This is a genomic window from Prosthecobacter sp., assembly GCF_044373815.1.
In the GTDB taxonomy this organism is placed as follows: domain Bacteria; phylum Verrucomicrobiota; class Verrucomicrobiia; order Verrucomicrobiales; family Verrucomicrobiaceae; genus Prosthecobacter.
In genome coordinates this window covers 1-5,231 of record NZ_JBIPNG010000467.1, presented here as the reverse complement: position 1 = coordinate 5,231, position 5,231 = coordinate 1, and the positions used below count along the sequence as shown (strand labels likewise).

At 60.2% G+C, this 5,231-nt stretch carries 5 protein-coding genes and 1 pseudogene; 3 read left to right on the top strand and 3 right to left on the bottom strand.

Annotation, left to right across the window (positions count from 1 at the left end; genetic code table 11):
* Together ACIREA_RS26185 and ACIREA_RS26180 are read right to left on the bottom strand one after the other, a co-directional pair.
* On the bottom strand, positions 1-1,015 hold a 1,015-nt coding region (locus ACIREA_RS26185; protein WP_397385272.1), incomplete at its 3' end, for a Y-family DNA polymerase.
* 6 nt (positions 1,016-1,021) lie between these two features.
* Entirely contained in the window at positions 1,022-1,474 is a 453-nt protein-coding gene (locus ACIREA_RS26180; protein ID WP_397385271.1) for a LexA family protein, read from the bottom strand.
* 260 nt (positions 1,475-1,734) lie between these two features.
* Between ACIREA_RS26180 and ACIREA_RS26175 the strand changes: the two genes are divergently transcribed.
* From ACIREA_RS26175 to ACIREA_RS26165, 3 genes are all read left to right on the top strand, one after another.
* Positions 1,735-2,802: a DUF3500 domain-containing protein gene (locus ACIREA_RS26175; RefSeq protein WP_397385270.1), complete on the top strand. Its 1,068-nt coding sequence runs from the start codon at positions 1,735-1,737 to the stop codon at positions 2,800-2,802.
* A 71-nt stretch (positions 2,803-2,873) separates the two neighbouring features.
* Positions 2,874-3,257, top strand: a complete 384-nt coding sequence (locus ACIREA_RS26170) for a c-type cytochrome domain-containing protein (protein WP_397385269.1) — start codon at positions 2,874-2,876, stop codon at positions 3,255-3,257.
* Complete coding sequence (locus ACIREA_RS26165; RefSeq protein WP_397385268.1) at positions 3,254-4,906, top strand: hypothetical protein; 1,653 nt, start codon at positions 3,254-3,256, stop codon at positions 4,904-4,906. The genes ACIREA_RS26170 and ACIREA_RS26165 overlap by 4 nt, the downstream gene beginning before the upstream one ends.
* Positions 4,907-4,923: 17 nt before the next feature.
* Here the strand turns inward: ACIREA_RS26165 and ACIREA_RS26160 are convergent.
* Positions 4,924-5,231, bottom strand: a pseudogene (locus tag ACIREA_RS26160) (hypothetical protein); the annotation flags it as partial.

Genomic DNA, 5,231 nt, shown 5'->3' with positions numbered 1-5,231 from the left:
CCATTTCATACACTTTGGTAAAGCGCAGCCCCACCATCCTCACACTCACACGCCGTTCCCAGGCCCGCTTCAGCAGGCCAGTGATCAGCGGATAGACGTCATGTTCCAAGTCCGTCGGCTCATCTAGGCTCGTCGAGCGCGTCACCTCATCCACATCATTGTAACGCAGTCGCAGTAACACCGTCCGGATACTTTTGCCATCCTGCCGCACCCGCCGCATCAGCGTGTCCGCCATGGCTCGCAGACGGGCGATGATGAAAGCCTGGTCCGTGGTGTCCTGGCTGAAGGTGTCCTGCTCGCCGTAGCTCTTCGCCTCCGGGGCATCGCAGACCACGGGGCGGGTGTCGAACCCCATGGCATACTCATGCAGCACCGGTGCCCCCTGCCCCACCAGCAGCGACAGCTCATCCACCGGCGTTCTTGCGATGTGCTCAATGTGGCGCAGCCCGGCGGTGTTCAGCTTGGCGGCCAGCTGCGGACCCACTGTCGGCAGCCACCGGTTCTCCAGCGGCCACAGAAACCCCTGCTCACTTCCCCGCTCCACCTCGATGAAGCAATGAGGCTTCCTCAGCTTGCTGGCGATCTGGGACACCAGCTTGTTCGTCCCCACCCCCACCGAAACCGACAACTTCAGGCTCTGGGCGATGGCCTTCTGGATCGTCGCAGCCGCCTCCCCCGCCCGCGTGCGCTTGGCTCCGTAGAGATCCAGGTAGCACTCATCGATCGAGGCCTGCTCCACCAGCGGCGAAAAGTCATAGGCATACGAAAACATCAGCCGCGAGAAGCGCTCGTATTTCTCAAAATCGCAGGGCAGCACGATCAGGCTCGGGCACAGCTTTCGCGCCCTCGCCGTCGGCATGGGGGTGTAGATCCCCAGCTTCCGCGCCTCATAGCTGGCCGAGGCGATGATGCCCCGCCGCTCACCACCCACTGCCACCGGTCGCCCGCGCAGCTTGACGTCCGCCGCCTGCTCCACCGAGGCGAAAAACGCATCCGCATCAAAGTGAAGAATCATGGCGCATCACCTTTCAGACAGCCGCAGCAGAGCGATCTGCACCCCCTGGATCACAAGCTCCCGAGCCGGAATGAGGTCCGGGTATTTCGGATTTGAGGCCCGCAGGTAGGGCACGCCCCCCTGAATAACGAAGCGCTTCAGCGTCGTCTCCCCGTCGATCAGCGCCGCCACGATGTCCCCATGCTTCGCCTCACGAAACTCCATGATGACAATGTCCCCCTCCAAAATGGCCGCGTTGCGCATGGAATCCCCCCTCACCTTCAGCGCAAAAGTCCGCGCATTCTTCGGCAGCCGCAGGGTAGTGGGATCGATGTCGATGCACCCGTCCACCCGCCCATCCTGAATCTCCGGCCTGCCCGCAATGATGCTGCCAAGGAACGGTACCTGATGCCGAATCCAGGAACGGCCTTCGGACAGCCAAAGGAGATTCAAAGCGCGAGTTTGGCAGGGATTGATCATACCTACTTGATACTGTTCTTTAGAACAGTATCAAGTGTAAGCTATCAAACCTCACCGGATTATAACCATTTCCGAATCACATTGCCGGCAAGTTCGGAGGATGCATCTGAAAAGAAATTCCTTCACGAGGCCTCACGCTTCACACAGATCCAAACCCAGAGGGCGTAACGCGTTTCCAGCGATCCCCTGCCACCAAAGCAACGATCTTCATCTCTCTGGATCGGCAAGATGCCCAAAGCCCCGGCTGTATAAGTCCCGCCATGAATTCCAACCCAACTCCATCCTCCTCTGATTTGAATCAACCGGTCTGCCCAGAGTGTGCCGAGCACGCCTCCCCTTCTCCGCATCGTGGACGTCGTGACTTTATCCGGGTGCTTTCCGGCAGTGCCCTTGGAGTCATGGGCGCCTCCTCCTTGAGCTCCGGCTTTGCCGCCCCCGCCGACACTCCACGCACTGCCAAGCCCGCCGAAGAACTCATCCGCGAACTCTTTGCCACCCTCAGCGCCGAACAGAAAACGGCCATGGTGCGCCCCTGGGACCATGGCGCAGAAGCAGGCGGCATCCCCACACGCCTCAAGACCCACAATGCAGCACCCTTGGGCAAGAAACTCAGCGAGCAGTTCACCACCCCGCAGCAGGACCTCATCAAGCAGACCTTCAAATCCATCCTCTCAGGCGACGAGGCCTACGACCGCATCAGCCGCCATGGCAAATGGGACAGCAGCGGCTCCTTTGAAGGCAACGGCATCGCCATCTTCGGCGATCCCTCCGGCAAGGATCCCTTCTCCTGGGTCTTCGCCGGCCATCACCTCACCCTTCGCTGCGATGGCAATTCCCAGCCCAACACCGCCTTCGGTGGCCCCATGTATTACGGCCACTCCGCCAACGGCCACAGCGACATGAACGTTTACAACGACCAGACCAAGGAAGTCATGAGCGTCTTTGACATGCTCAACGAGCCCCAGCGCAAGCAGGCCGTTATCGTCGGCTCCCCTGGAGACGGCGTCGGCGCGCTCAAACCCAAGCTGGTGGAAAAGCCCGCCACCGGCGTCGGCTACGGCGATCTCGATGAATCTCAGCGCACTCTCGTCGCCACAGTGATGCGCAAGCTCCTCAACCCCTTCCGCCAGGAAGACGGCGACGAAGTGATGCAGCTCATCAAGACCAACGGTGGCATGGAAAAACTGCGCCTCGCCTTCTACAAGGACAACGCAGAAAAAGGCAACGACCGCTGGGATGCCTGGCGCATCGAAGGCCCCGGCTTCGTCTGGAACTACCGCGTCCTCCCCCACGTCCACTGCTTCGTGAACGTCGTCGGCCAGGCCTGAGTCCCTTGCAGTTGATGCGGGCATCCTTCTCAATTCTCTTCAGTGGGCTGCTGGTCGGCAGCCTCGCTGGAATGAACGCCCGTGCCGAAGACAAACCGCAAACCGCACCTGATTTCCAAAAAGACGTCCTCCCCGTCTTCGAAGAGAAATGCATCCGCTGTCACGGCGCGAAACGCCGCGATGGCAAGCTCGACATGCGCACCCTGGCAGCCCTGCTCGAAGGCGGTGTGACCGGCCCCGCCATCAAACCCCGCAACGCCAAAAAAAGCCTCCTCATCGAACTCATCCACTACAAGGAGATGCCACCCAAAAAGAAGGGCCCCTTCATCACGCCCACCGAACTCGAAATGCTGCGCCATTGGATCAACAGCATGCCGGACAAGAGTCGATCAATGTCCGATCGTAAACCGGCGGCAGAAACAATCCCGCAGTGGTCTCGTTGGTTTGAGCCATGAAACGAAGGCGCATACTCTCCACCATGGCCAGCTTGTATGGCGCCCAGGTACTGCTGCGTCATGACGCCCAGGCGGCAGAGCCGAAGAGCGAGGGCGATCTGCATGACCCCTATGCGGACGTGGACTGGGACAAGTGCGATTATCTGCACTCAATGTCACATCAGCATACGGGGCAGACGGCGGCATCGTGTGAGGAGTTTTATGCGATGGGCTACCGCCACTTTGCCTTCAGCAATTATTATCCTTCTGCGCCCACGTATCCACTCCCTCAGGCCTTCCTGGCAAAGCACTCCGATGTCGTGGCTGCGCCGAACGCGGAGCAGCACTCCATGCCAGACGCGGGGCTTCATTTCAACTCGCTCGGCAGTTTGCTCGCCACCGGATATGGCAGCAGTCTCAGTGCTGCGCAGCTCCGTACGGCTCCGCTGGTCCATCAGTTTGACGGCCTGCAGGTCTTCAACGAGGCCCGCCCATGGGCAGGCGTGTATCGGCTGGACCTGACTTTAACGACCATCGCCGAAGGCGGGCTCGCCAAACTGACGGTCAAAGGTGCCACCGAATGCGAGTTCACCGGTAAATTTGCCGCCAAAGCGTCGGTGCATGACAGGTCCCTGAAGGCGGGCAGTCATACGTTCTATTTCAGAACGGCCGAACCGCAGCTGCACGCGCAGTTGGTCTATGACAAGCAGCAGCTCATGGTAACTCAGTGTCGCTTGATGCAGGGTGCCAACCGCCCCTGGCGCGAAGTTTTCGGCGCGGCGCTGGATGGAGAAACCATTGATGGTCGTCGCACCGGCGGACTGCAGCATGCGGATGGCGGCGGCATCACGCTCAACCACCCCACGCAGGACCGTAAACTCTATGAGATGTTTCTGGATTTTGATCCCCGCGTGCTGGGCATCGAAGTATGGAATCAGCTGACTTCAGGCTTCGGATCCAGCAAAGGATTCTACGACGACAGCGCGGAGCCGCATCTGCACTTCTACAAGCTGTGGGACGACCTGCTGCGCACTGGCAGGCGCTGCTGGGGCTTCTTTGTCAAAGATCACAACACTTTCGGGCGCGGTCGCAATGTGCTGCTGGTCCCAAACACTGGAGTGCACGCTGCCGATGCGGAAGTGGAGGCTCTGCGGGCCTACAGAAAGGGAGCCTTTTTCGGAGCGGTGTCTGCACTGGCGGTCAACGAGGCGGGAGAAGTGGTGCCACCTTATGACTACAGTACCTTTCGCTTCACGCGCATCGTCGTCCGGCGAGATGCCGGTGGCAAGGCGGTGGCTGTCGAGGTTGCAGTCACAGGCAACGACAGCATCAAGCGGCCCAAGGTGCAGATCCGTTTTGTGACCGATCAGGGAGTGGCGCTGGTGGTCGATGCATCGCAGGCGGAGTTTCCTTTGCAGCGGTACGCCGCCGGCCAATGGGTGGCGGCGTTTGTGCGGGTGGAGGCCTTCGCCTATCCGGACACGCACCTTGGCGGAGAGCCTCTGACGGCTGAGAAAATGCGTGACCTGAATGTCCATGACATCTCCCTCCTCCATGACCGCCGCTCCACGGGTGGAAAGGCCCATTTCTCCAGTTCAGGCGGTGCCGAACTTCGCTCCCGCATCCCCATCGTGGACATGATCTTTTCTCAGCCTTTGCGAAGAGTGTGATCTCGTGACGACATGTCTTATTTCACCACGGCCGGTGATGGAAACAGGGCCTGCATGGCACGCACGGTTTGATCGACGAGGATTTGCCCGGCTTCGGGACCTACCTTGTTCACGTGCGGCAGACCGCTGTAGCTGCCGCCTTCGATGGCGAGCGCGGTGGGCAGATACATGCCGCAGCCATTCGTAAGCTGGAGCACAAAGGTCTGCTGCGCGGGGCTGCGGGCCTTCATCTGGATGCCCCAGTCGAGATACAGCTCAAACGTGTTCGTGGTGATGGCGATGTCGCCGAGGCGCAGCACATGAAGCTCCATGTCGTAAGTCGGCA

What these genes read in the sequence shown, in the direction of transcription:
- ACIREA_RS26180 (WP_397385271.1), bottom strand. Translation starts at nt 1,474, where the DNA reads ATGATCAATCCCTGCCAAACTCGCGCTTTGAATCTCCTTTGGCTGTCC.
- ACIREA_RS26165 (WP_397385268.1), top strand. Translation starts at nt 3,254, where the DNA reads ATGAAACGAAGGCGCATACTCTCCACCATGGCCAGCTTGTATGGCGCC.
- ACIREA_RS26170 (WP_397385269.1), top strand. Translation starts at nt 2,874, where the DNA reads ATGAACGCCCGTGCCGAAGACAAACCGCAAACCGCACCTGATTTCCAA.
- ACIREA_RS26175 (WP_397385270.1), top strand. Translation starts at nt 1,735, where the DNA reads ATGAATTCCAACCCAACTCCATCCTCCTCTGATTTGAATCAACCGGTC.